This is a genomic window from Flammeovirga pacifica (assembly GCF_000807855.2).
Classification (GTDB): domain Bacteria; phylum Bacteroidota; class Bacteroidia; order Cytophagales; family Flammeovirgaceae; genus Flammeovirga; species Flammeovirga pacifica.
Genome location: NZ_JRYR02000002.1, coordinates 304,107 through 329,219, shown reverse-complemented (window position 1 = coordinate 329,219; position 25,113 = coordinate 304,107). Strand labels below are relative to the sequence as shown.

Below are 25,113 nucleotides of genomic sequence, written 5' to 3'. Positions count from 1 at the left end.
GCAATTGACCGACTTAAAATAGAAAAACCCAAAGTGTTCACTTTGGGTTTTTCTATACCTGCTAAAAAAGAGGTATGTATTTGATTATAATCAGAGTAATTATATTTCATTCGACAACGTTGAAGTACTCCAAGTGGCCATATCATCCATTAATTTAGTTGAAGTAAAATATGGCAATGAATATATTCGTCTTTTATTGTCAACTAAAAACTGCTGAAAAAGCTTCTTTTGTTGTTGTGCTTTTGCTTTTAATAATTGATCTGTGATCTCATCGTTTGATATCAGTTCTTGATTAAATAACCATGCATAAGGATAAATACCCGCTCTTTCTAAATCTTGTTCTAAACTCAATGCTTCTCTTATTGGCGTAGTTTCAAGAGTTGATAAAACAATTACTTTGGTTATTTCAGGGTCCTGAATCATTTTGTAAGGGGTCAATAATTTTGACTCGTCGATCTTACTTTGTTGACTTACTTGCTTGTGATATGCTCCAGTGGTATCTAATAACAATAAAGTATGTCCCGTGGGTGCTGTATCGACAACCACAAATTTCCTTCTAGCATGGCGAATTACACTAGAAAAAGCATGAAAAACAGCTACTTCTTCAGTACAAGGCGACTGTAAATCTTCGAGTATTAATTTCTTCTGTTCCTCGGTTTTCCCCTCTCCTCTTTTTTGCATCGCTTTAGCGATGTAATTTTCTGTTTCCACTTTTGGATCAATACGTTCTACTTTTAGAGTAGAAGGCACAGAAGGTAATTGATTGATAAAATTAGAAATATGTGCAGCAGGATCGGTAGTGGTTAATATCACTTCATGACCTCTTTTTGCTAATTCTAATGCAATAGATGTCGCAGAGAAAGTCTTTCCAACTCCTCCTTTTCCCATAGTCAAAATCAAACCTTTTTCATCTTTCTCTATGTCCTCAATGAGGCGATTAAAATGAAAACGAGAAACATCTAAAGTAGTTTCTTTTTCGTTTTGCTCTTTTATAAAAATTGATTCCTGAAGTGATTCATCAAATATTGAGGCCAACTTTTCTAAGCCTAAAACATTATATGGTAGTAAACCGAATTCAATTTGAGGGATATTCTTTAAAGAAGAAGGCATAGCATCCATAGCCACTTTTTCTTTTGATAGTATATGATTGGCTACTTCATCATCAGAAAGCGTGTTCTCATAAATTGCATTGATATATAAATGCTGATTAGAAAGTCCTAATTCATTTAATTCGATAGATGATCGGTTGGCTTCTTCTAAGGAAGCATCATCAGCTCTTGCCACTAAAATGAAGGTAGTTAAATCAGGGTTTTGAAGCTTACCCATCACTTCTTTATATCTTTTTTGATTACTCTTTAATGATGTTGCAGGGCCGATACAGCTAGCTCCATCATTATGATCAAGAAAAGAACTCCATGCTTCTGGTAATTCCAACAACCTTAATGTATGTCCTGTGGGTGCCGTATCAAAGATAATATGGTCATAATCTTCTTGATTAGCATCTCCAGAAATATAACGAGTAAACTCATCAAAAGACGCTATCTCTACAGTACACGCTCCCGATAATTGCTCTCTTACTTTATTCTTATAAATTGGTGTTGCTAGCATCCCTAATGAAGCAACAGCTCTCTCTTTATAAGCATCCCCTGCCGATTCTGGGTCAATATTTATTGCCTTAAGTGTAGGTAATGAAGGGTGTTGACTTACGGTTTCTCCTACTTGCATTTCTAATACATCAGAAAGATTAGATGCAGGGTCTGTACTAATAAGTAATACTTTTTTACCTTCATTCGCTAACTTAACTGCAGTAGCAGATGACAATGAAGTTTTCCCAACTCCACCTTTTCCTGTAAAAAAAACAAATTTCGTCATGTGTTGTATAATTATATCATGAGATGATCTCACAAATCAATCAAGAAAATATTTATCTTATTGATTTATGTGACCACCTCAAATTCAATAGAATCATCGTAATTGAATCTATTAAGAATTACTTTTCTTGTAATATTTATTTCTAAACCAAAAGGCTAAGTTGACTAAACCAATTAATGCAGGTACTTCCACTAAAGGACCTATCACACCTGTAAAAGCTTGTCCTGAATTAATGCCAAAAACACCAATAGCTACTGCAATCGCTAATTCGAAATTATTACCTGTAGCTGTAAATGCAATAGAAACATCTTTTTCATAATCAGCACCAAAATACTTTCCTAGGTATAAACTAACAATAAACATCACTGTGAAATAAATCATTAGAGGAACTGCTATTCTTAGCACATCCATAGGAATTTCTACAATCATCTGTCCTTTTAAACTAAACATAATGACAATGGTAGATAATAGTGCTATTAAGGTAATTGGAGAAATTTTCGGTACAAATACGTTTTCATACCAATCTTTTCCCTTTACTTTCACTAATATTTTTCTGCTTAAGAAACCTGCTAAGAAAGGAATACCTAAATAGATAAATACACTCTCTGCAATTTGCCCCATTGTAATATCTACCGCAAGACCTTCGAACCCAAAATAAGGAGGTAAAACAGTGATGAAAACATAAGCATATACACTATAAAAAAGGACTTGAAAAATACTGTTTAAGGCAATTAAACCCGCTGCATATTCTGAAGATCCTTCTGCTAGATCGTTCCAAACAACTACCATAGCAATACATCTAGCTAAGCCAATTAATATTAGACCTGTCATATACTCAGGGTAATCGGCTAGAAAAAATAAAGCTAAGGCAAACATCAAGATTGGACCAATAATCCAGTTAAGTACCAAGGATAAAGATAAAACTTTGATGTTTGAAAACACTTTACCCATTTCTTCATATTTCACTTTTGCTAAAGGAGGATACATCATTAATATCAATCCAATTGCCAAAGGAACATTCGTTGTACCTACAGACATCTGATTGATATTATCTGCAACAGATGGAATAAAATACCCTACTCCAACGCCTATAGCCATGGCAATAAAGATCCATAACGTAAGATAGCTATCAAGAAATGATAACTTTTTAGGTTGTTTCTGTGGGCAATCTATATTGGGTTGATTGTTATTTTGATCCATGATTAAATAAGTGAAAAGGCATAAAATAATTCTCTTGCAATTTGACGACAACGTTCGTCATATTTCTCTTCTTGTACATCCGTACCATCAAAAGCTTTAGGGTCTTCAAAAGGTAATGAAATTCTCGTAGCGCCAGGAATAATTGGACAATTCTGATCTGCATGATTACATGTCATTATTGCTCCAAAATTTGACTGTGGGTTAAATGGGTTATCATATGTCTTAGAAAAACCAATAATTGCTGGTTGGTTTTCATCAAACTTAATAGCATATACAGGATTATTTTCTTCTGATAGTTTTTGAATCTCTAGTCCTGATCTTTTTAAGGCATTTCCTGCAGATGGGAACATTGCAGTAGCTTCTGTACCTCCAGAATATGCAAAAACATTAGAGATACCATAATGATGAGCTGCAATTTGAGTCCATACCTGAGATAAATGACTTCTTCTAGAATTATGAGTACATATTAAAATTAAGTTTGCAATCCCCTGATTGGCTAAACTCTCTTTTACATATTCAGTAATCACTTCCAATTGTGCTTTTCTTTCTGTTGAAATTTGATCAAATTCTTGGATAACTGATTCAATATACTCGTTAATGATTGACATAATTAGTATTTTATATATTTAATTGATTAACAACATTTTTTGGGTGAGAGTAAATTTGATGTCCCTGTAAAGAAATCTTTTACTTTATCCCACATATCTTCATTCACACAATAACTAATGTTATTCCCGGCAATAGTTCCTTTAATTAAACCTACACGTTTCAACTCTGACAAATGTCTAGAAACAGTGGATTGTGCTAAAGGTAATTCATCCACCAAATCACTATTAATACATTGAGGCGAATTCGCTAAATACATCATTATACTTAGTCGTGCTGGATGGCCCAAAGCTTTCAAAAGTTCAGCCATAGAGGTGGTTTCCTCTGAAAATCCTTGTGTTTTTGTTATTCCCATATCGCAATATTACGATATAACGATTCAATAATAAAATTTTTTAGAAATTATTTAAGATTTGATATCATAAAAGCTATGTATTCTTACCATATAATTTTTTGTTATACCCTATAATTAATTATTTGAACCAATCAATCAATTTATATCGTTAGAAAAGTTATAACTCATTTAAAACATAAAAATTTAATCATCATGGAATTCTTAACATCAGATAAATTAGTGATTTGCGGAGCAGCAGGAATGATCGGTTCAAACATGTTACAAACTGCAATGATGTTAAGGTTAACCCCCAACATTACCATCTATGACCCCTATGAAAAAGGGTTAGAAGGTACTTATGAAGAAATGCTACATTGCGGTTTTGATGCATTCAATTTACAGTTTTCTTCTAAAGTTGAAGACGCTTTCCAGGGAGCACAATACATCGTTTCTTCCGGCGGTGCTGCTAGAAAAGCAGGTATGACTAGAGAAGATTTACTTAAGGGTAATGCTGAGATTGCTGCAAAACTAGGGAAAGATATCAAAGCTTATGCACCTGATGTTAAACATGTTGTTGTGGTATTTAATCCGGCTGATATAACAGGTTTGGTTACCTTATTACATTCTGGTTTAAAACCATCACAAGTAAGTACATTGGCTGCACTAGATTCGACTCGGTTGAAAGTAGAATTAAGTAGACATTTTAATCTACCATTAAACCAAATACAAAATACTAAAACGTATGGTGGGCATGGTGAACAAATGGCCGTTTTCTCATCTTCTACAACTATTAATGGAACACCATTAGATGAATTAATTGGTACAGATCAATTAAGTAGCATACAATGGGAAGACATTCAGAAAAAAGTGACTCAAGGTGGGAAAAAAATTATTGATTTAAGAGGAAGATCATCATTCCAAAGCCCTGCTTATTTATCGATAAAAATGATTGAAGCTGTGATGGGTGGAGATTCTTTTGATTGGCCAGTTGGTGCATATTCAACTTTAGAAAATTATCCTAACATTATGATGGCGTTAGATACTAACCTTTCAACAGATGGTGTTATTGTAAATTCTCCAAAAGGTACAGCTGCAGAATTAAAATCACTTACAAAGAGTTTTGCACATCTTACAGAATTAAGAGATGAAGTTATTAAAATGGGCATCATTCCTAATATTGAGGACTGGAGTATGCTTAATTCAAATATCTAATTGAAAATTATAACAGTAATAAAATAGTAAAAAGTCCATACCTATTAGATATGGACTTTCTTACTATTCTATTCATTTTAAATACTAATTGCGAAAATATATTTAGTTAGAAGCTGGTATTAAAACTTCTGATACTACATGTATTACTCCGTTTGATGCTCCTACATCTGCTGCAGCAACCATTACTCCATCGATGTAAACTTTACCATCCATGATAGTCACTGTCAACATAGTGCCTGCTAATGTCTCCACCATTTGACCATCTTGCAGATCAGTTGATAATGCTTTAGTTGGTACTACGTGATGCGCTAAAATACCTTTCAATTGTTCAGTAGTTAAACCTTCTACCGTTTCAGCAATTGCAGCAAAAGCATCATCTGTTGGTGCGAATACTGTGTATTGAGTATCACCGTCCATATTGAACATTTCAGTCAAATCAGTTGCATCAAGAGCTCCTAAAAGAGTAGTAAATGATCCTGCTGATTTAGCAACGTCTACAATTGTGTTTGGTAATAATACTTCATCTACTACATGAATAACTCCATTAGAAGCCATCACATCTGTTGCTGTAATCGATACCCCATTTACTTTTGCACCGTTTGATAAATCAAAAGTTAAGTATGTACCTGCTAGAGATTTAACCATTTGTCCATTTGATAGATCACCCGCTAAAGCTTTAGTTGGTACTACATGATGCGCTAAAATTCTAGCAATTTCTTCTACAGAAAGTGTTTCAACAACATCTGCAATTGCTGCAAAAGCGTCATTTGTTGGTGCAAATACTGTGTATTCAGTATCTCCGTCCATGTTAAACATTGCTGTTAATTCTGTAGCATCTAATGCTCCAAGCAATTGTGTAAAACCTGCACTTTTTGCAACATCAATTATTGTGTTTGGAAGTAAAACTTCATCAATTACATGTATAACACCGTTAGATGCTTCAACATCTGTTGCTACAACATCAACTCCGTTAATAGTTACACCACCCATTAAAGATGCAGTTAACTTTGTTCCAGCAAGAGATGTTAGCATTGCTCCTTCTGTAACATCTGATGCCATCACTTTACCTTCTACTACATGATGCGCTAAGATTCTAGCAATTTCTTCAGTAGTAAGTGTTGGTAAAACAGCCTCGATAGCTGCGAAAGCGTCATCGTTAGGTGCAAATACTGTGTATTCTTTGTCACCGTCGAAGTTAAATAAATCAGTTAATTCTGTCGCAGACAATGCACCTAATAAAGCCGTGAATGCACCTGCTCTACCTGCTACATCAACAATTGTTTGAGGAAGTAATACTGCATCAACAACGTGAATTACACCATTAACTGTTTCTATGTCAGCAGCTGTTACTGTACCGCCACCAATTGTTACTCCATCAGTTAATGAAACTGGTAATTTTGTATTTGCTAAAGTAGGTATCATTTGTCCATCTGACAATGAAGTTGATAAAGCTACGCCTCCGTAAACGTGGTGTTGTAAGATTCTTGTTAAATCATCTTTTGCTACTGCACTTAGATCTGTAATTCCTGCAGCTTCAAATGCTGAGTTTGTTGGTGCAAATACTGTGAATTCACCATTTGCGTCTGTAAAAGTGCTTACAAGCTCTGCTTGTGACAAGGCTGCTACTAAAGTTGAGAAATCTGGATTACTGATGGCTACTTGTGCAATGGTTAAAGCTTTTGTTGTTACCATAACATCAGATAGAACATGGATAACACCATTGCTAGCTTCAACATCTACTGCTGCTACTTGAGATCCACCAACAGTTACAACACCATTAGTAATTTTAACTTCTAGCATTGTTCCTGCTAGTGTCTCAACCATTTGTCCATCAGACAGGTCTGTTGAAAAAACTCGACCTGCTACTACGTGATGCTTTAAAAGTACATCTAAAGCTTCCGCAGATAAATCGTCAAAGCTAGAGATACCGTTTTCTGCATTTAATAAATTAGCAAAAGCGTCATTTGTTGGTGCAAACACTGTATAGTCTCCAGGACTATCAAATGTTGTTACTAAGTCTGCTGCAGATAATGCAGAAACTAATGTTGCAAAGTCTTCTGAAGCTGAGGCAATGCCAGCTATTGTTCCCGCTTCTACTTCAGGATCTTCAGGAAGGTTTGTGATATTATCATCTTCACCTTCTGAACATGCTGTAAATAGGCCAAATACGCCTAACAATAATAGAATTTTAAATAAGTTAATAGTTCTCATTCCGTTACAATTTAAATGGTTGAAAATTCGAACTGTATAAGTTTGTGTTGAGTTTTTTTGTTTAAACAAATATTGTTTTTGTTAAACAAAAAGTTCATTACTCTTAGAATAATGCAATGAGATTTATGATAACATTAAATACTAAGTCTTATTGTATGATAATTTTTATATCAATTTTTTTTTAAAATAAATTATTCTTATTTGTTTAATATTAAACTTTGTTTAAACAAATGTATAAATATCACTGAATTTCACTAGTAATGTTTAACCTAAATATATTATGATGAAACAAAAGAGGTTGCCTCATTGAATTTTGAGACAACCTCTGTACATAGAATTATATAAAAAAAACTCCTATCTGTATGTTATATATACGTTAGAACTTCATACAATTCTATTCAATCTGTAAAGCTTTATAGAAATAATGCTTATTTAATTATTGCAGCAAAACCACCACCTTTTGTCATGTTGATTTTTAATGTTGTAGTATTGTCTACTTTTTGGTTTTCAATTTCGTAGTCTTCTGCAAAATTATCTGCATTCATTCCATCTTTAAATAATGTTGCATTAAAAGATCCTTCACCTAGAAAACCTAAATCTACAGTAAGCTCTCTTGCTTTATTATTAGTTAAACCACCAATATACCATTGGTTATTATGTTTTCTTGCAATAACGATGTACTCCCCAACTTTTGCTTTCAATACTTTGGTATCATCCCAAGTAACCGGAATCTGTGATAAGAATTCTGTGGTTTCAGTTTCCTTATAGTAATTAGATGGGCTATCTGCTAGCATTTGTATTCCTGATTCATAAACAACAAACAAAGCTACTTGATGTGCCCTTGATCCTTGACTCGCTGGTCTTTTCCAATTTGGCTTAAATTCTTCTTGATGGTAATTTCTCATTGCTCCCGGCGTGTAATCCATCGGACCACAAACCATTCTAATAAAAGGTAAAGTCACATCATGTTCTGGAGTTACAGTATCTGTCCACTTATCATTTTCTAAACCATGCACACCTTCATAAGAGACTACGTTTGGATATTTTCTATGCAAGCCCGCTGGTTTAAAAGAGCCGTGGAAATCTACAAGTAATTCTCTTTCTGCAGACAGTCTAGCAATTTTATCATAGAAATCGACCATCAATTGATCTGCTCTATCCATAAAGTCGACCTTAATGCCTTTTATCCCCCATTGTTGGAAATTGTCTAAAACAAAAAGTTGTTCATCTAATGTTTTCCAAGTAGCCCAAAGAATTATTCCAACATTTTTCTCTTTTCCATATTTAATAAGTTCAAAAAGATCTAAATCTGGATTGGGCTTACTTAAGTCTTTCGTTGAAAAAGACCATCCCTCATCGAGGATAATATATTCTAAACCATAATGAGCAGCAAAATCTATGTAATACTTATAAGATTTAGTATTAAAACCTGCTTTAAAATCAACATCATATAAATTAGTGTAATTCCACCATTCCCAAGAAACTCTTCCTGGTTCAATCCAATCTGTATTTTCAATTACATTTTCATGACCCAATGTAAAGGCTAAATTAGAGGCTACAAGTGCTTCATCTTCTTCAGTGATTATCATTATTCGCCAAGGAAAAGTTCTTTTCCCATTCGTTAAAGCAATATAATCCGCTGTTTTTGTTACTTTACTTTGACGATCTCCAATTAATTCAACCTCAAGTGGATATTTTGGAAAAGTAGAAATTAATTGAGCATCTTTTCCTTTTTTGAAAAACATATGGGGGTAATCCTCAATATCAGATTCTGTAATGAGAATTTTATTCTTATTTCCATTCTCTAAAAGTAAAGGCATATAAGTATTATTCTCAGCGTTTAAAGAATCTACCTTCATTTTTTGATAAGGGATTTCAAAACTTGTAGCATAACCTTTTAGAGGTGAAGCCCACATTTCTGTTTCTTCATAAAAAGTAATATTAAATACTTCATTTACCTCTACTTCTTTCTCTTGGTTTGTGATGAATCGATATGTTAGTCCATCATTATAAGCTCTGAATTCTACTTTTGTCTTTCCAAATGATAAGTATAACTGATTATAATCTTGTTCTATCAATTTCTTCTTGAAAGCGATTACAGGAGTTACCTTTTCATGGATTAATTTTGGTTTAGACACTTTCATCTTTCTTCCTTTTAGAAGAGAGGAGTGATTGAATAACAAATCAATTTCTCCTTTTTCAATCACTTTATGATCACTAGAAGTTATTTGAAAATAAACTTGATCATTTTTTTGATGAAAAAAGATATTCAATTTATTATTTGGGGATTTTAGTTCTTGTGCTCCAACAATAGAGCAGATAAACATTAGTAAAACACTTAATGTTTTTTTCATTTCATTGGTTATTTAGTAAGTAAATTAGAAGTGCTAATTACTTTATTAATTTGAATTACTTCAATGCTTAAGTTCATTTTAGGTGATAAAAATTGTTAAGCGAAATATACCTACTTACTTAATCATAAATAATTAAAAATTACAGCTAACATCAAACAATAGTGTTTGTAAATATTTACATATACAATTGCAATTCGTATATTTATGTACCTACAAACTTTAACACCACCTATTACAACCATTCTTTATTATAATCAGTCAAAAGTATTGTTAATCCATTGAATATGATCAAAAATATACATCAATTATTCTTATATAGTCTTTTAGTATTCTTTCTGTTTAATTGTCAGACAGAAGAGAATGTTTCTAAAGACATCATGCAAATAGAGTCTTTAACATCAGAAATAGTTTCTTTCTCAGAAACAGATCAATTTCTTGAGGTAATTGCAAAGGTAGATTATGTCGATATGAGCTATCTACGAGTAGATATACATTCTATGAATCAAAATATTTCATCTTGGGATGTCACTCATATCTATAATGATTTAGATAATTATACCTTCCATGGACAATTTAGTATACCAGAAGGTGCTTATGGGGAATATGAAATAATCATCTATTTATCTGATAAAGAGAATAATATCATTTCGAAAAATATTCCTGTTTTCATAGAGCCTTAAAAATTCATTTTATTTTACATCACTATAGATCGAAGTAGTAACAAGTCGTTACTACTTTTTTTATGCACATTTTTTAAATAATGAGACAATTTAAAAATTTAAATAGGGTTTTGCATTCAATTCAACCCTTCTAAAAGTGAAAAGCAAATTGTAAAAATATTTTTCTTTACCCATTATCAAAATGACAAATTGATAAAATAAAAAGACACCTTTTTGGTGTCTTTTTTTATGGTGAAATACCTATCTAAATTATTAACTATAACCTATCTTTCAACATTAGTATCCCATCATTTTTTCAATCCCTCACCACAAAGTTCAAAATATTTTTAGGTTTGGTTAGGGCTTTTCCGTTTTACTTACCCTTCTGATATTAAATATGAAGTTTAGATCATAAGTTTGAATGATAAGATAATGTTTAGTTTATATAAAAAAGGGACCTTATAGATCCCTTTTTTTATGATTTATGAATTAATATATTATTCATTACTGAAAGATGTTATTTCAGAAGTTTTATAACCAATTCTAATGGCTTTTGCCTCAACTAAATCACCTTTTTGTGTGCTAATAGGTTGATGATATAGTTTCCATTTCCCACCATTTACTCTGTATCCTATTGATACTGATTCAGTAGGGCAATTTAATTTCAAAACCCCATCTTGATACACCCCTCCAACATTTAAGGTAATTGGTTGAGTATTGTTAGGCCACATTTCCTCTATCATCTCCGCTTCAGGCTGAATACATCTATCCGGTGTTTTTTTCATCCACTTATTCATTACTGAACGGAATTTTTTTAATGTTTTTTGATGTGATTTATCCTCTGCCAAGTTTTTTGTTTCAAAAGGATCATTCTCTAAATCAAATAACATTTCTGATGATGTTAAAGGAGAAAACCATTTAGATTGCACTTCATTTAAAGTACCTTTACTATACATCTCTTTCAACACTCTCATGGTTGGCACTTGTGTTCTATAGCCAATGTCTTGATAAGCAGATGTTTCATTTTCTAAGTAACGAACATATAAATATCTTCCATCTGTAACACTTCTTCTAGCAGAGGTAAATTCATCCATTCTATCTCTTGCTGCAAATGAATACTTTCTTTCTTCAGAAAATAAACTCTTGCCTTGAAGATATGCTGGAATTTCTCCTTTGGCCAAATCGATTACTGAAGGTGCTAAATCGATAAAACTAATTAACTGATCTGAATGACCTACTTTTTCAGATTGAGGATATTTAATTACAAAAGGCACATGTAAACCTGATGCTATTACTTCTCTCTTTTGTCGTGGTAAAGGTCCTCCATGATCAGAAAACAAGAAAATATAAGTGTTTTCATAGAGGCCATCTTTCTTTAACTGTTGAATGATTTGCCCTACCCTTTTATCTAATAGTTCTAAATTAGAATACATTCTAGCTACATCTTGTCTCACTTCTGTTACATCAGGATAATAAGGTGGTAGATGAACTATATTTTCATCTACTGTTTGTGGATAATCTTTGTTCTTCCAAATTTTTGACTCATGCGTTTCATTGAAATTAAAAACAGCAAAAAATGGTTGATCATCTCCTCTATTTCTCCAATGTGCTTTAGTGTCATTTTCATCCCATGCTGTAAATGGAGCGGCAAATTGATAATCTGTTTTAGCATTATTTGTACAGTAATAACCTTCTGCTCTTAAAAATTCTGTAAAGCATTTCACATCTTTTGGAAGTACAGCAGAATATTCTCTAACATTATTTCCTTTTTTATCTACTACTCCTTTTTCTTCCCTGTAGGTAGAGTTGCCCCAACTCATGATATCTCTGCCAGTTCTCATATGATTTGTACCTATACTAATTGGATACATCCCGGTAATGATCGCACTTCTACTAGGTGCACAAACACCAGCAGTGGCATATACATTATTATAAACTACCCCTTGATTAGCCAAAGAATTAATATTTGGAGTATGTGCAGTTGAGTCGCCATAACAAGAAAGTATTGGGCTCATATCTTCAAAAGAAATCCAAACTATGTTTGGTTTTTCATCTTGTGCCTCGACACAAAATGCGAAAAAAATACTTAGTATAAATAAATTAAATAGCTTCATTTTTATCTACTTTAAAAGTTCTTTATTGACTTAAAAGAAAAGTGCGTCATTAGATTAATTATATTTAATCAATGAACGCACCTTTCCAATAGTCACACAACATTATATTAATTCTTAGCTAAATTGTCTGCTCTCTTATAAATTATTGTTACACAAATGTAGTACTAATACTTATGAAAGTACTCCAATAAATGTTCTTACTACACCAATTTTGATTCTATCGTCATAAATCGGCACTAAACACCCTATTTTCAGCATCATAACAAACAAAGGATGAATTTACACAGAACTTTTACTCTACCTTTGAGAACGATACTTCAACGTCAATCTATTTTAAGATTATTAATATTGCAGTATCAAAAATAATAATTTTAATAATCGACCTTACAAATTCAACAGATTAAAGTTTTCTAAGATCGATGTACCAAATCAATAAGATTAAATAAGATAAGACATCTTTATATTATGCAAATGAAAAGAATCGTTATCAGCTTCCTGTCCCTAATAACAGCAATGTTTGCTTTAGTAGGGTGCGCTCAGAAGAAAGAGCAAAAACAACCTAATATTATTTTTATTATGAGTGATGATCATTCTTCAGAAGCTATTTCAGCTTATGGTGGTCGTCTTGCTCAACAATTTCCAGACTTAACTCCTAATATTGATCGTATTGCTAATGAAGGTACGATCATGCAAAATACTTTTTGTACCAACGCCATATGTGGTCCATCAAGAGCAGCCATATTAACAGGTAAATTTTCACATCAGAATGGGTTCTTTAAAAATGAATCTGGTGGAGATTTCGATGGCTCTCAACAAACTTTCCCTAAGTTACTTCAAAATGCGGGCTATCAAACAGCAGTTATAGGTAAATGGCACTTAGGAACTGCTCCAACTGGTTTCGATTACTCTAAAGTGATGATCAACCACGGTGGCCAAGGTACATATCATAATACTATCTTTTTAGAAAATGGAACAGATACTTTAGAAGAAACTCGTTTCCACTCTACTCGTCAAGTATGGGAAGATGCTAAAAAATGGTTAACTAAAGGTCGTAACGAAGAAAAGCCGTTTATGTTAATGTATCAGTTCAAAGCTCCACACAGACCTTGGACTCCAGACGAACAATTCCAACATGTTTTTGATGATGTAGAAATTGCTGAACCTGAAACATTCAATGATACTTACGAAGGTAAAGTAGCGGCTGGTGATACTTGGATGACTATCGAGAGAAACCTTAATAGAAAAGACTTGAAAGTTCATCCTGAGAATATCAAGGATATGACTAAAAAGGAAATCAATGCTTGGTACAAATATGGAAACAATAACGAGGAACCATGGTCTCCAAATGATGAACTTAAAGGACAAGCTTTAAAGAAATGGAAGTACCAAAAGTACATGAAAGAATACTTAGGTTGTGTGAAAGGCGTTGACCATTATATTGGTGAAATGTTAAACTACTTAGATGAAAATGGTTTAGCAGAAAACACTATCGTTATTTACACTTCAGACCAAGGATTCTATTTAGGTGAACACGGTTGGTTTGATAAGCGTATGATGTATGAAGAGGCTTACAGAATGCCTTTCTTAATTCGTTACCCTAATCATATCAAAGCAAATAACGTAAATAAGAACTTAACAATGAACGTTGACTTTGCACCAACTTTATTAGATTATGCTGGTGTAGATGTTCCATCTGATATTCAAGGTAAATCTTTCAGAACTGTTTTAGAAGATGAAGATGCAGAATGGAGAGATGCTGTTTATTATCACTATTACGAGTTCCCATGGTGGCACCATGTTAGACCTCACTACGGTTTAAGAACAGATAGATATAAATTGATCCACTTCTATTATAATCCTGAAGCTGCGAAAAACACATGGATTGATGAGGATTACGAATTATTTGATCTTGAAAATGATCCTAATGAATTGAACAATCTTTATGGTAAAGCTGGCTATGAAGAAATCACAGCTCAATTAAAAGCTAAAATGGATCAACTTCAAAAAGATTACAAAGAAGATTCAAGAGAAGAGATGATGAAAAAAACCGACATTAAGGTCGGTAGAGTGTATGAACATGCCAATTACTCAAACACTAAGAAATCTAAATAACTTTATTATCAAATCTACTAAGGTTACCTCTTTATTGAGGTGACCTTTTTTTATATCTGTTTTTTTCGATCCTAGAATAACGATATACTCATTCAATTTAAAGCAAATTATAAAGTGAAGAATAAAAAAGACGCCTCCGGTAGGGGCGCCTTTTTAGATAATGGGTCTATAAAAAAATAGGGAAAAATAAATAGATAGTAATTTGGTAATTGCTTTAAGTATTGCTTTATGTAATAGGTAAGGTTTCTTGACAATTCTAATTTACCTAAAGAAAACGGTAAATGATAATCGACTCATTTTGCAGTAAGTAAGTAATTGTCAGTTCCCTAAATTTATTTCATTTTTTTCTCTTTTATGTTTTTTTATTGACATCAATGAATGGAAAATCATTTTCATAATTCTAATAATTATGTTGTATTGAAATTTAGAAAATTGAATAATTTCAAGACCTCCAATTCATTTTTTTATGAAAAGCACATTTTGGGTGTCACTTACCCTTAGAAAAAATTACATCAAGGAGTATTTTTGATATAAACGCATTTTATATTTTAATCCCTTACAAATATTATATGTTTTTTTATGAACAACTTTAATAAAATCTAATTAATAAATTATATTTGGTATAACTTTTTAATAAACTAATTTTTTAAAATGAGCGAACAACCTCCTAAAAGTTATTTAGTAGAATCTATCCTGGTTACACTATTTTGCTGCTTACCATTTGGTATTGCAGGTATTGTCAATGCTTCAAAAGTTGAATCTAGATTTTATGCTGGAGACAAAGAAGGAGCACAACGAGCATCTGATGAGGCTAAAAAATGGATGAAATGGGGCATTATTAGTGCTGCTATCTTTACTGTATTGTATATTTTTATAATGGTAGTGTTTGGTGTTGGAGCAGCAACAAATAGTTTTTACTAAAAAAATATTACTGAAGTCAGTAGTAATAATCATAGGGTTAACTCTTCTCATAATAATATATAGAAGATTTAACCCTTTGGCATATGATTTTTTCCCTAAGTGTCCTTTTAAAGCGGTAACTGGGTTAGATTGCCCCGGATGTGGATCTCAAAGAGCCATTCATCAATTATTAAATTTTAATTTGATAGCTGCTTTTAAATATAACCCCCTCTTACTACTTTCGATACCTTATATTCTTATAGAAATCATTTTCCGTTGGATTGATCCACGTATCATTTATAAACAAAGAAAGGTCCTCTACGGACCTATTGCTATTAAAATTATTCTTATTGTTGTGATTGCTTTTAGTATTGGTAGGAACCTATTACCCAAATTGTACACATACTTGAGCTAAAATAACAGATACAAAAATAACTGCTGCTACAATTCCCAAAGCATTTAAATTATGTTTCGATTGAGTGACTAAAGAGAACAAACCTATTAATGTCACAAACATAAAAAGAACAATAACAAAGATAGTATTCATGGTATTACGGGTTGAATTAAATAAACATCTGACTTTATTTATATAACGTCCCTACCCTACTTTCGAGCTGTTAATAACTTCTTAACTTGAGTTAATAAGTGTATATATTACTCAGAGCTCAAATCACTTTTTTTCTTGAACTCTGAGTATAAAATTCTTGTAGAATTAATCTGTTCCTAAGAAAATTTCTTCAGCTGAAATATTCAATACATTCTCTTTCATAATGTACCATTCTACAAATTGATTATATTTTTCTTCATTTGCATCAAACCAAGAATCCATTTCCTCTTTCTTCCCTTGTTGTAGAATATAATAATTATAAGCTTCTAAATGTCCGGCTTCCGCTACTTTATTCTGATAACTCATTAAAATTAAAGGGTATTCATTAATGGAATTTTTCATATAGTTTTCCAATAATAATTTTCTGAGTTCACACATATATTCTAAATCCACTTCTTGTTGTCCCAATTGAGCAGCTGCCAATGCTAAATTATTGAAATAGGTGAATTGAAGGGGTAATTTTATCTCTCCATCTGAAATATTATTAGAATTTAACTCTAATGTTTTGTTAAAAGAATATACCGATGTGTCTCCTTTATGTGAAATAGACGATTTGTAGGTATCATAAAGCAATTTACTCATCTCCCCAGTACGTCCAGAACCTCTTTCAATATTCATAAACAATTCCCCATAAATAAGTCCATCTAATTTATATTCTGATGTTAATGATAGTTTGGCTAAACGGTAATAGTTAGAAGGATACATAGGGTCTTTCTCTATTCCAATTTTATAGAGCCTTTTTGCTTCATCAATAATATTCGATTGATAATATATGTTGCCTGATTCTAAATATAAGTTTCCAGCATTTGGGAAAACTGTCAAACCTTCTTGATATTTTTCTAAAGCCTTATATGGTTTCCCTAAGTAACTATAAGAATTACCTAACATTTGATACACTTGACTATTGGCGTCTTTGCATTTCTTTGACTTATTTAGACATTTAATTGCCTTCTTGTATTCTTTTTTTAAAGTATAAGCATAGGCCATTTCATAGGTATAAATAAAAGACTCAGGATCTAGTTTTACACATTCTTTTAAAACATTAATACTTCTATCCACCGATCCTGATTCCATAAGATCAATAGCTTCTAGAGTGAGTTTTTGTGCTTTTTCTTTGTTTGTCTGAGCGAAAATTGTTTGACAAATAAAAGATAATACAATAAATAACAGTTGCTTTTTCATGAAGTAATATAGTTTAATCAATTTTCAATCAATAAATTGAAAAAAAAGATTTAATAAATCTTTAGTTTATGTTTCATTTTAAGATATTTTATAAATTGTAAGCCTAAATAAAACACCAACATTATCATGAATAAATATTTTTGTTTAACACTTTCATTAGTTTTATCACTCCTTCTGTTTAATTGTGGAAAATCATTTGAGGATACAACTTCTGATAAGGTTATTCATTTTTCTGCTTATCACCAACCCTTAAATTTTGAAGCAAAAATCATTGATGAAAAATTATATTTAAAAGATAATCAGAATAAAACCTATGAACTTAAGCATACCCCTTCTGCTTCAGGCACAAAATATACAGATGGTACGTATGAATTTTGGACTAAGGGAAATGATTTCATATGGTCAAAGAGTAGTCAAATCATTTGTAAAGGTAGTAAGACGATACAGATCGATACTATCGTTGGAGATTATGGTTCTGATAGTTACTTGAAAAGAAAAGAAGGGTACGATTGGGTTGGTGTAAGAATCAGTAAATTTGATGAGAACAAAATAAATATAAAAATTCGTTCTAGGGTAGATAAAAAGAAACCTACTTGCACGGCAGACATGATCGCTTTTCAAGAGAAAAATGGAGTATTTCATGCCTTCTTAAATGGTGCAAAAGTTCTGTTCACTTTTCAAGATAATACACTAGACATATCTTCTGAAAACGGAGATGCTTTAGCATATTACTGTTCTGGTGGAGGTTCAATGATTAATACTTATCAAAAATTAGATCAACCCTTAGATAAAAAACAAGTTGACCAACGCACTTACACTGCAGTTGAATCTCTATTTGACATCACTTTTTTTGTTTCAGCCAATAACATAAAAGGAAAACAAATTATAGAAATTCAAACCAATGGCTTAAAATATGATGAAACATTGAAGGTTCCTTTTGATGGAACAATTGTTCAAACTTATGTAGAAGATTTAAACCTTGATGTTTCTCCAGAATTAATTATTGTTGGGAGAAATGATAACAATGAAGGCGTAATACTTGCCTATTCTACCAATAATAAAAAATCAATTAGCCAAGTCTATTTCCCTCCTATTAATGACGATAAAGACTTATCTACTGGGTACATGGGAAATGATGATTTTTCGGTTGTTGAAACTACTCTAATACAACGTTTTCCTTACTATGAAAACGGAAAAACGGAGGGTAAAGTAAAACAAATTCAATACAAATTAAAAGATGGTGAAGCCTCTCGAAAATTTGTTGTTGATAGGGTAATAAAATTTTAAAAGCTATGCAGTCCTTTTTTACTATTACTGATGAAGCACTTCTTTATTTAAAGAAGAAAGATAAAAAGTTGGGTGTAGCAATCGATAAAATTGGAGTCATTCAAAGAGCAGTGAATCCAGATTTATTTTCAGCTTTAATAAGGTCCATTGTTGGTCAACAAATTTCTACAAAAGCACAAACCACCGTATGGAATCGGATAACAAATGCATTAGGTGAGGTGACTCCCCAAAATATACATCACGTTGATAGAGATCAGTTAAAGTCCTTTGGATTGTCCTACAGAAAAGTAGACTACATTAAAGATTTTGGAACAAAGGTTTATCTTAAACAATTTGATTTAGAAGCATTAATCAATATGTCTGATGAAGAAGTTTGTAAAGAATTATCTTCTTTAAAAGGTATTGGAAATTGGACTGCAGAAATGTTGATGTTATTTTCAATGCAAAGAGAAAACATCCTTTCTTTTGGTGACTTAGCTATAATTAGAGGTATGTGTAAACTCTATGGACATAAAGAAATGCCAAAGGAAAGATTTGAAAAGTATAGAAAAAGATATACTCCTTATGGCTCTGTTGCAAGTTTGTATTTATGGAAAATAAGTCATGAGGACTATTCATAATTTGAAATCTCCGTTTTATTATTAATTTTACATTTTAATATTTTTTGTAAAAGTAAACTAAACCAAAATGAAAATTTTTTTATTATTCATATCCTTTTCATGCATTGTTTTTTATTCTTCAGCTCAACAAAAAGGAGTAACCGAAAGTGGAGATGAAGTAGTATTATATGATGATGGTACATGGAAGTATTTGAATGAAAGCTCACTTGAAGAAACTGATGAAATAAAAATTAACCCTACTCCTTATACAAAAGATAGTAAGTCTACTTTTCTTGTAAAAAGTAATAAAGTTAATTTGGGTTTTTATATCAACCCTAAAAAATGGAGTTTTAAAAAAGCAATCCAAAATCCTCAGGCTGAATATGAATTCCAACTTAAAGGAAATGACATATATGGTATGGTCATCACAGAAGGTCTAGAAATCCCATTAGAATCAATGGTAAATATTGCTTTGGAAAATGGTAAGAAAATGTCTCCAGATTTAAAAATAATCAACAAAGAATTCCGTACAGTGAATGGGTTAAAAGTACTTTGTATGGAAATGCATGGCACAATGAAAGGTATTAAATTTGGGTATTATGGATACTATTATTCTTCTAAAGAAGGTACGACCCAGTTTATCACTTACTCTTCGAAAAATATTATTGTAACTCAAAAGAAATCTTGTGAAAGTTTACTTAATGGTATCGTTAATATTGGTGATTCCAAGTAAAATATAAAATAACTTAAATAATAAACAATTTCTTCATTACTGACGTTGTTATAAATGAAAAGTCATAATTTAGTGGTTTAAAGCTAAAAAACGATCGGTTTATTTTGAATAACCAATTATTTTTATTAAGTTAGTAAGCTAACACCAAATATAAATCGACTTTTTAGGTGTTTAATTGTTAAAATCAATTTTTATAAAAACACAAGGTATTAATTACTGTAATACAGTATTTTATACCCAATTAACAATTTTAATTATGAATAACATTGGAAAAAATGCTGGAAGATTATCTTCTAGAGATCAAAAGAATAAAGACCTTAACGAGGTGATTAACAAGATGAATAACTTCTATGTACCTTCATCAACTTCTGAAAAAGAGTTTGTACATTATAAGTATTTATTAGACCAAATCGTTCAGAAAACAGAGAAACGTTAAGACATATTCTTCTTACAATTGATAATATTCTTATCAATTCCGGAATAAAAGGCATCACACTTATTGCAAGTGTGATGCCTTTTTAGTTTTACTCCTTAATTATCTGATATGTCAATTGATTATTAACTTTAATAAAATACCTTCCTTTAGAGCGTTGACTCATATCTATATCTACTTCTTTTGTAGACGTATCATAAGTACCTACAATCCTGCCCAAATGATCAATTAAATCAATATGAAAACCTTCTTTAGAAGTACTAACATTTACGTTAGTTGTTGTTGGATTAGGAAAAACTTCCACCTTAAATAAAGGTTCTATCTCACTCAATTCTAAAGCAATAGGAAAAGAATGACCAAGGTATTTATCAAACGCATAGGCATTACTAGGAAACTCTCCCCCAAATTGGTTAGCGAAATAATATACCTCAGAAGCATCATTACTCACATCACCTTTTAAATGTTTACCTCCTTTTTCATAATTGGCCATAATCCAATAATTACCTTTCTCTAACACTGTACCTTCTTCCAAAGGGATGATCATTTCAGTAGCGTTCATTTTCATGACCTCAGAAGTTGTTATTAATTGATCTGGCGCGTTTCCATCATCAGAATAGATTGCAAATTGAACATTTACACCTGTCGCATTGCATTTCATCTTAATTACATTTAATTGACCACTTTCATGCACCTCATAGGGAGTACCAATAATATAATTTGAAGAAGAAAGTATATCTGTATCAAAACGATTCAAATTATTTTGTGCATTTACTATACCTGTGCATAGCATCAATAGAAGTACTATTATATTTTTCATTCTTGTGTGATTTAAATTGATGGTTTATTCAAAAATATAGTCCGTGTCTGCAGCTCCAGAAACAATAATTTTAGCATCACTTCTGTAGACTACTTTACTTCCATTAAAAATCCCACCTTGTACTTTTATATTTCCTAAAGAAGGTATTTTTACATTGTATCTCCCTGGTACGTTACCTACTGAATTTGCAGCATACTTTGAAGTAAAAATCACTGGTGCAATAGGATGAGTTTTGTAGCGCTGACCACCTGCATCTTTAATTATTAAAGAATACACGCCTGGTTTTGGGGAACGGCTATTTCTTACAGTCACTAACTTTTGTCTATGTTTCTCCGTCATCAATCGTAATCCTTCTACCCCCGTATCACAAGGATAATTGGATGCTACCAAATTATTCGTCCCACTAGATACCTTATTTGCTATAGTCTGTTTAAATGAGATATTTTCGAATGTTGTATTCGTAAATTTCCCTCTTCGCGATTGAGGAAGTAAACTAGCTGAAGCAATATAAAGGGTTGACAAACTATTCTCGGCATGTAATCCCGTGGCATAGATGTTATTACAAATTTTAGCATGAGGTTTTATAAACAATGCGGCAAACCCTAGCTTATTCGATACATTTTTAATGAAAATATCATCAATTGAGCCCATTTTTTTACTTGCAGTTAAATTTAAATCATCGTTAGATTTCCCACTACCTGGTTCTAAACGTACGGTGATTCCTTGTTCTCCTTCCAAGTTTTCAAAATAAAGTCGTTTACCACTAAATGGCTGAACTAATGCATAGCCGGTACCAATCCCCGTTGCCTTAGCATTTTTAACAACACCTTGTACCGGAATTCTATTGAAAGTACTCAAATCATAATTTGCACGACCATTAGCATCTCTACCTAGATATTTACTATCAGCTACTAAAAAGACAGAAGGATTTAGTGTGTAGTTATCTAAAATCACGAACCTAGAAATGGCGAAATTTTTAACAAAACTCACCTTAAATGGTGTCGCAGTATCCAATTTTTTGAAATTGCTTAAATCAATTTTAAACCAACTTGATGGATTATCGGAAGCCCCAATTATTTCTACATTAGAGATAACACCTTGCATACTATTGGCATTTCTGCCTAAGTTAAAAAGTGTCGAATTTCCTTTACTCCTGTCAATGATAAACTTCACATTATTACTAACTTCAATTCTGATATTTGATTTCAAATTAATCTGACCTAAAGTATAAGTTCCTGAGAAGAATTTAATTACACCTCCGCCAAGGTTAGAAATTCTCTCAATTTCATTATTGACTTGACTTGTTGTAGCCACGCCATTTCTAAAAATTTTAGTGGCTTTTACATTGACTTTATTGATAAAAAAAGTCAGGTTTTTAGTACCCACATTTGCTTTTACGGTACCAACGGTTTTTTGTGCTTTAGCTGAAAAGTTAACACATAGCAAAGTAACCCCTAGAAAAAGTAACATGACTGTACTTCTAAGGTTTTTAAAATAGTAATTCATTATTTAATTCATTTCATTTAAGGGAGAAATAAATTCACCCCAACTTAATTAATATTTACTCCGAGTAATTGTAAAAAGTTAGCTAACGACAGTTATTGTAATACACATGTAATTGTATTTAAATAACTGAAAACAATGTATAGATACTGCTAATTTCACATGTTGTTGATTGTCAAAAGAATGTGATTGTCAGTTATTAATTTTACACATTGTTACTATCAGTAAACCAATAAATAGCTCCATCATTTTTTTGTTAGTATGCGTTTATTTGATACAGTTTATTAATCCATTTTCATCAATTTCATTCATTACAGAAACATATCATCTCCATATTTGTTAATTACCATGGTATCACCGAAATTGATTATACACTTAAACTTCAATCATGAAACAAATAGATATTTCCAAACCAGTATTAGTTACCGGAGCCAATGGGTATGTTGCCAGCTGGTTAGTTCAAAAATTATTGGATGAAGGACACACCGTTCATGCAGCTGTTAGAAATCCAGATAATAAAGAAAAGGTAGGTCATTTAATCCAAGCGGCTGAAAAAGCAAAAGGCAACATTAAGTTTTTCAAAACTGATTTATTAGAAGAAGGAGCCTATCAAGAAGCAATGCAAGGCTGTGAACTAGTTTACCACACAGCATCGCCATTTGTTACTGATGTGAAAGACCCTCAAAGAGATTTGGTTGATCCTGCAGTAAAAGGAACTGCTAATGTACTAGAAACTGCCAATCAAGTGTCATCTGTAAAAAGAATTGTAGTCACTAGTAGTGTAGTAGCCACTTATACCGACGCGTCCGACCTAGCCAATACACCTAAAGGAATGATTGATGAAGAAGTATGGAACACTACTGCTTCTTTGGATTATCAACCTTACTCTTTATCAAAAACTTTAGCGGAGAAGAAAGCTTGGGAAATTGCTAATGCACAATCACAATGGGATTTAGTTACGATTAACCCTGCCTTTGTCATGGGACCTGCTCAAAATGCAAAAGCCACCACTTCAGAGAGTATTACAATTTTAAAACAAATGGGTGATGGTACTTTTAAAATGGGTGCACCAAAAATGGGTGTAGGTGTTATTGATGTTCGTGATTTAGCTGTTGCTCATTATAAAGCTGGTTATACTCCAGAAGCAAAAGGTCGTTACATTACTTCTGCACACAATACCAACTTTTTAGAAATGGGTTTAACCCTTCAAGATAAATTTGGAGCGCAATACCCTCTTCCTAAAAAAGCTTTACCAAAATGGTTGTTGATGATTGTGGGTCCTTTTACCAATAAATTATTAACAAGAAGGTTTATTAAAAACAATGTCAATATTGAATGGAAGGCAGATAACTCTAAAATTGTGAATGAGTTAGGAATGTCTTTTAGACCATTGAAAGAAACAATGGAAGATTCATTTCAGGTTTTAGTAGATAATAAAATTGTATAAATCATTCATCACCTCATTGAGTGTTACTTAATGAGGTGTTCTTACTTAAAAGCAGCTTCAAATCACTTATTTTGTTCTTTTCTTTTTACAATTCACACACTTTCATTTCATGATTAAAAGCAAGGTCAGCTTTATATTCTCCTATAAATTTTGTATATTAAGATAACTAAGAATGACATTTACACTAGCACTGTTGAAAGTAAAATGCCAATAAATAAAGCGACCAATAAAAACTAATAACTCATGGAAAAATTTAGCGGATACCCTATTACCAAATGGAAAGGAAATGATAGACTAATGATTTTATTAGATGATTTATCCTTTACCGACCAAAACAACAAAGTATGGACGGCCCCTTTAGGAGCTGAAATAAATGGAGCTACCATACCTCAATCCTTATGGAATATCATTGGTTCACCTTACGTAGGTAAATACAGAAGAGCCTCTGTGATTCACGACTATTTTGTTGGTGAAGGTAATAACCCCAATGTGACATTTCAAGAAAGACGCCTTGCAGATAAGATGTTTTTTGAAGCTTGTAGACATGATGGATGTACATGGAAATGTGCTGCAATATTATATATCGGAGTTTCCATTGGGTCTTGGTGGTCTATAAAAGGTGTTTCTAAATCTGAAGAAACGGAATGTTTTTCTTCTTATCACACCGATGAAGATGCCTTAATCAAAAATAAATATGACGAACTCCTTCAAAAGGTAAATCATATTATTGAGCATGAAGAAAATTTTAAGGCTTTGGATACCATTGTAGATCAAGAAGTAATATGATCAATAAATGATTATCAAAATGTATTTCTAAGTAAGATAGCATCACAAAAGGTAAATGATCATCTGTTCATTCTACCTTTTTTTTATATATCAGAAAATTATATCAAATAGAAATTACCAAACTCACTTACCCATTCCTTCTTGA

The 25,113-nt window shown here is 32.1% G+C and carries 22 protein-coding genes; 11 read left to right on the top strand and 11 right to left on the bottom strand.

Annotation, left to right across the window (positions count from 1 at the left end; genetic code table 11):
* Window positions 1–99: 99 nt before the first annotated feature.
* The 4 genes from arsA to NH26_RS20550 form a co-directional block, all read right to left on the bottom strand.
* Window positions 100–1,872, bottom strand: coding sequence for an arsenical pump-driving ATPase (gene arsA, locus NH26_RS20565; protein WP_044218041.1), 1,773 nt, complete (start codon window positions 1,870–1,872; stop codon window positions 100–102).
* 111 nt (window positions 1,873–1,983) lie between these two features.
* Complete coding sequence (gene arsB, locus NH26_RS20560; protein WP_044218039.1) at window positions 1,984–3,072, bottom strand: ACR3 family arsenite efflux transporter; 1,089 nt, start codon at window positions 3,070–3,072, stop codon at window positions 1,984–1,986.
* A gap of 2 nt (window positions 3,073–3,074) precedes the next feature.
* Window positions 3,075–3,680, bottom strand: coding sequence for a low molecular weight phosphatase family protein (locus NH26_RS20555; RefSeq protein WP_044218036.1), 606 nt, complete (start codon window positions 3,678–3,680; stop codon window positions 3,075–3,077).
* Between the two features lie 26 nt (window positions 3,681–3,706).
* Window positions 3,707–4,033, bottom strand: a complete 327-nt coding sequence (locus NH26_RS20550) for an ArsR/SmtB family transcription factor (RefSeq protein ID WP_044218030.1) — start codon at window positions 4,031–4,033, stop codon at window positions 3,707–3,709.
* Between the two features lie 192 nt (window positions 4,034–4,225).
* On the opposite strand from NH26_RS20550, the gene NH26_RS20545 reads away from it, so the two are divergent.
* Window positions 4,226–5,224, top strand: a complete 999-nt coding sequence (locus tag NH26_RS20545) for a malate dehydrogenase (protein WP_044218027.1) — start codon at window positions 4,226–4,228, stop codon at window positions 5,222–5,224.
* 102 nt (window positions 5,225–5,326) lie between these two features.
* Here the strand turns inward: NH26_RS20545 and NH26_RS20540 are convergent, their stop codons facing one another.
* Both NH26_RS20540 and NH26_RS20535 read right to left on the bottom strand, forming a co-directional pair.
* Window positions 5,327–7,435 (bottom strand): fasciclin domain-containing protein, encoded by a 2,109-nt coding sequence (locus NH26_RS20540; protein ID WP_044218023.1) that lies wholly within the window; start codon window positions 7,433–7,435, stop codon window positions 5,327–5,329.
* A gap of 428 nt (window positions 7,436–7,863) precedes the next feature.
* Window positions 7,864–9,789: a glycoside hydrolase family 97 protein gene (locus NH26_RS20535; protein ID WP_044218021.1), complete on the bottom strand. Its 1,926-nt coding sequence runs from the start codon at window positions 9,787–9,789 to the stop codon at window positions 7,864–7,866.
* A gap of 284 nt (window positions 9,790–10,073) precedes the next feature.
* On the opposite strand from NH26_RS20535, the gene NH26_RS20530 reads away from it, so the two are divergent.
* On the top strand, window positions 10,074–10,469 hold the full coding sequence (locus tag NH26_RS20530) for a hypothetical protein (RefSeq protein ID WP_044218018.1): 396 nt from the start codon (window positions 10,074–10,076) through the stop codon (window positions 10,467–10,469).
* A 476-nt stretch (window positions 10,470–10,945) separates the two neighbouring features.
* On the opposite strand, the gene NH26_RS20525 is transcribed toward NH26_RS20530, so the two are convergent.
* Window positions 10,946–12,562 carry a sulfatase family protein gene (locus NH26_RS20525; RefSeq protein ID WP_044218016.1) on the bottom strand — a complete coding sequence of 539 codons (1,617 nt, stop codon included), beginning with the start codon at window positions 12,560–12,562 and terminating at the stop codon, window positions 10,946–10,948.
* Window positions 12,563–13,033: 471 nt separating this feature from the next.
* On the opposite strand from NH26_RS20525, the gene NH26_RS20520 reads away from it, so the two are divergent.
* The 3 genes from NH26_RS20520 to NH26_RS25880 all read left to right on the top strand — a co-directional run bounded on the left by NH26_RS20520 (window position 13,034) and on the right by NH26_RS25880 (window position 15,989).
* Window positions 13,034–14,674, top strand: coding sequence for a sulfatase family protein (locus tag NH26_RS20520; RefSeq protein ID WP_044218176.1), 1,641 nt, complete (start codon window positions 13,034–13,036; stop codon window positions 14,672–14,674).
* 651 nt (window positions 14,675–15,325) lie between these two features.
* The gene (locus tag NH26_RS20515) at window positions 15,326–15,595 is read left to right on the top strand and encodes a CD225/dispanin family protein (protein ID WP_044218013.1); all 270 of its coding nucleotides are present in this window, start codon (window positions 15,326–15,328) and stop codon (window positions 15,593–15,595) included.
* Window positions 15,564–15,989 carry a DUF2752 domain-containing protein gene (locus tag NH26_RS25880; protein WP_394331100.1) on the top strand — a complete coding sequence of 142 codons (426 nt, stop codon included), beginning with the start codon at window positions 15,564–15,566 and terminating at the stop codon, window positions 15,987–15,989. The genes NH26_RS20515 and NH26_RS25880 overlap by 32 nt, the downstream gene beginning before the upstream one ends.
* On the opposite strand, the gene NH26_RS25510 is transcribed toward NH26_RS25880, so the two are convergent.
* On the bottom strand, window positions 15,960–16,121 hold the full coding sequence (locus NH26_RS25510; protein ID WP_158021988.1) for a hypothetical protein: 162 nt from the start codon (window positions 16,119–16,121) through the stop codon (window positions 15,960–15,962). The genes NH26_RS25880 and NH26_RS25510 overlap by 30 nt on opposite strands.
* A 165-nt stretch (window positions 16,122–16,286) precedes the next feature.
* Window positions 16,287–17,363: a tetratricopeptide repeat protein gene (locus tag NH26_RS20510; RefSeq protein WP_044218010.1), complete on the bottom strand. Its 1,077-nt coding sequence runs from the start codon at window positions 17,361–17,363 to the stop codon at window positions 16,287–16,289.
* Between the two features lie 126 nt (window positions 17,364–17,489).
* Here NH26_RS20510 and NH26_RS20505 point away from each other — a divergent pair, with 126 nt between their 5' ends.
* The 4 genes from NH26_RS20505 to NH26_RS20490 all read left to right on the top strand — a co-directional run bounded on the left by NH26_RS20505 (window position 17,490) and on the right by NH26_RS20490 (window position 20,418).
* Window positions 17,490–18,650, top strand: coding sequence for an MliC family protein (locus NH26_RS20505; protein WP_052431762.1), 1,161 nt, complete (start codon window positions 17,490–17,492; stop codon window positions 18,648–18,650).
* A gap of 5 nt (window positions 18,651–18,655) precedes the next feature.
* Window positions 18,656–19,270 carry a DNA-3-methyladenine glycosylase family protein gene (locus tag NH26_RS20500; RefSeq protein WP_044218007.1) on the top strand — a complete coding sequence of 205 codons (615 nt, stop codon included), beginning with the start codon at window positions 18,656–18,658 and terminating at the stop codon, window positions 19,268–19,270.
* 67 nt (window positions 19,271–19,337) lie between these two features.
* Window positions 19,338–19,982 (top strand): hypothetical protein, encoded by a 645-nt coding sequence (locus tag NH26_RS20495; RefSeq protein ID WP_044218004.1) that lies wholly within the window; start codon window positions 19,338–19,340, stop codon window positions 19,980–19,982.
* A 256-nt stretch (window positions 19,983–20,238) separates the two neighbouring features.
* Window positions 20,239–20,418, top strand: a complete 180-nt coding sequence (locus NH26_RS20490) for a hypothetical protein (protein WP_044218001.1) — start codon at window positions 20,239–20,241, stop codon at window positions 20,416–20,418.
* An 88-nt stretch (window positions 20,419–20,506) separates the two neighbouring features.
* Here NH26_RS20490 and NH26_RS20485 read toward each other — a convergent pair whose 3' ends face one another.
* The gene (locus tag NH26_RS20485) at window positions 20,507–21,232 is read right to left on the bottom strand and encodes a T9SS type A sorting domain-containing protein (RefSeq protein ID WP_084812302.1); all 726 of its coding nucleotides are present in this window, start codon (window positions 21,230–21,232) and stop codon (window positions 20,507–20,509) included.
* Window positions 21,233–21,256: 24 nt separating this feature from the next.
* Window positions 21,257–22,738 (bottom strand): hypothetical protein, encoded by a 1,482-nt coding sequence (locus tag NH26_RS20480; protein ID WP_044217996.1) that lies wholly within the window; start codon window positions 22,736–22,738, stop codon window positions 21,257–21,259.
* Between the two features lie 385 nt (window positions 22,739–23,123).
* Between NH26_RS20480 and NH26_RS20475 the strand changes: the two genes are divergently transcribed.
* Window positions 23,124–24,182, top strand: a complete 1,059-nt coding sequence (locus tag NH26_RS20475; protein WP_044217995.1) for an NAD-dependent epimerase/dehydratase family protein — start codon at window positions 23,124–23,126, stop codon at window positions 24,180–24,182.
* Window positions 24,183–24,425: 243 nt separating this feature from the next.
* The gene (locus tag NH26_RS20470; protein ID WP_044217993.1) at window positions 24,426–24,968 is read left to right on the top strand and encodes a DUF1353 domain-containing protein; all 543 of its coding nucleotides are present in this window, start codon (window positions 24,426–24,428) and stop codon (window positions 24,966–24,968) included.
* Window positions 24,969–25,113: the final 145 nt, after the last annotated feature.

Coding starts and splice junctions, on each gene's coding strand:
- arsA (WP_044218041.1), bottom strand. CDS start 1,872: ATGACGAAATTTGTTTTTTTTACAGGAAAAGGTGGAGTTGGGAAAACT.
- arsB (WP_044218039.1), bottom strand. CDS start 3,072: ATGGATCAAAATAACAATCAACCCAATATAGATTGCCCACAGAAACAA.
- NH26_RS20555 (WP_044218036.1), bottom strand. CDS start 3,680: ATGTCAATCATTAACGAGTATATTGAATCAGTTATCCAAGAATTTGAT.
- NH26_RS20550 (WP_044218030.1), bottom strand. CDS start 4,033: ATGGGAATAACAAAAACACAAGGATTTTCAGAGGAAACCACCTCTATG.
- NH26_RS20545 (WP_044218027.1), top strand. CDS start 4,226: ATGGAATTCTTAACATCAGATAAATTAGTGATTTGCGGAGCAGCAGGA.
- NH26_RS20540 (WP_044218023.1), bottom strand. CDS start 7,435: ATGAGAACTATTAACTTATTTAAAATTCTATTATTGTTAGGCGTATTT.
- NH26_RS20535 (WP_044218021.1), bottom strand. CDS start 9,789: ATGAAAAAAACATTAAGTGTTTTACTAATGTTTATCTGCTCTATTGTT.
- NH26_RS20530 (WP_044218018.1), top strand. CDS start 10,074: ATGATCAAAAATATACATCAATTATTCTTATATAGTCTTTTAGTATTC.
- NH26_RS20525 (WP_044218016.1), bottom strand. CDS start 12,562: ATGAAGCTATTTAATTTATTTATACTAAGTATTTTTTTCGCATTTTGT.
- NH26_RS20520 (WP_044218176.1), top strand. CDS start 13,034: ATGAAAAGAATCGTTATCAGCTTCCTGTCCCTAATAACAGCAATGTTT.
- NH26_RS20515 (WP_044218013.1), top strand. CDS start 15,326: ATGAGCGAACAACCTCCTAAAAGTTATTTAGTAGAATCTATCCTGGTT.
- NH26_RS25510 (WP_158021988.1), bottom strand. CDS start 16,121: ATGAATACTATCTTTGTTATTGTTCTTTTTATGTTTGTGACATTAATA.
- NH26_RS20510 (WP_044218010.1), bottom strand. CDS start 17,363: ATGAAAAAGCAACTGTTATTTATTGTATTATCTTTTATTTGTCAAACA.
- NH26_RS20505 (WP_052431762.1), top strand. CDS start 17,490: ATGAATAAATATTTTTGTTTAACACTTTCATTAGTTTTATCACTCCTT.
- NH26_RS20500 (WP_044218007.1), top strand. CDS start 18,656: ATGCAGTCCTTTTTTACTATTACTGATGAAGCACTTCTTTATTTAAAG.
- NH26_RS20495 (WP_044218004.1), top strand. CDS start 19,338: ATGAAAATTTTTTTATTATTCATATCCTTTTCATGCATTGTTTTTTAT.
- NH26_RS20490 (WP_044218001.1), top strand. CDS start 20,239: ATGAATAACATTGGAAAAAATGCTGGAAGATTATCTTCTAGAGATCAA.
- NH26_RS20485 (WP_084812302.1), bottom strand. CDS start 21,232: ATGAAAAATATAATAGTACTTCTATTGATGCTATGCACAGGTATAGTA.
- NH26_RS20480 (WP_044217996.1), bottom strand. CDS start 22,738: ATGAATTACTATTTTAAAAACCTTAGAAGTACAGTCATGTTACTTTTT.
- NH26_RS20475 (WP_044217995.1), top strand. CDS start 23,124: ATGAAACAAATAGATATTTCCAAACCAGTATTAGTTACCGGAGCCAAT.
- NH26_RS20470 (WP_044217993.1), top strand. CDS start 24,426: ATGGAAAAATTTAGCGGATACCCTATTACCAAATGGAAAGGAAATGAT.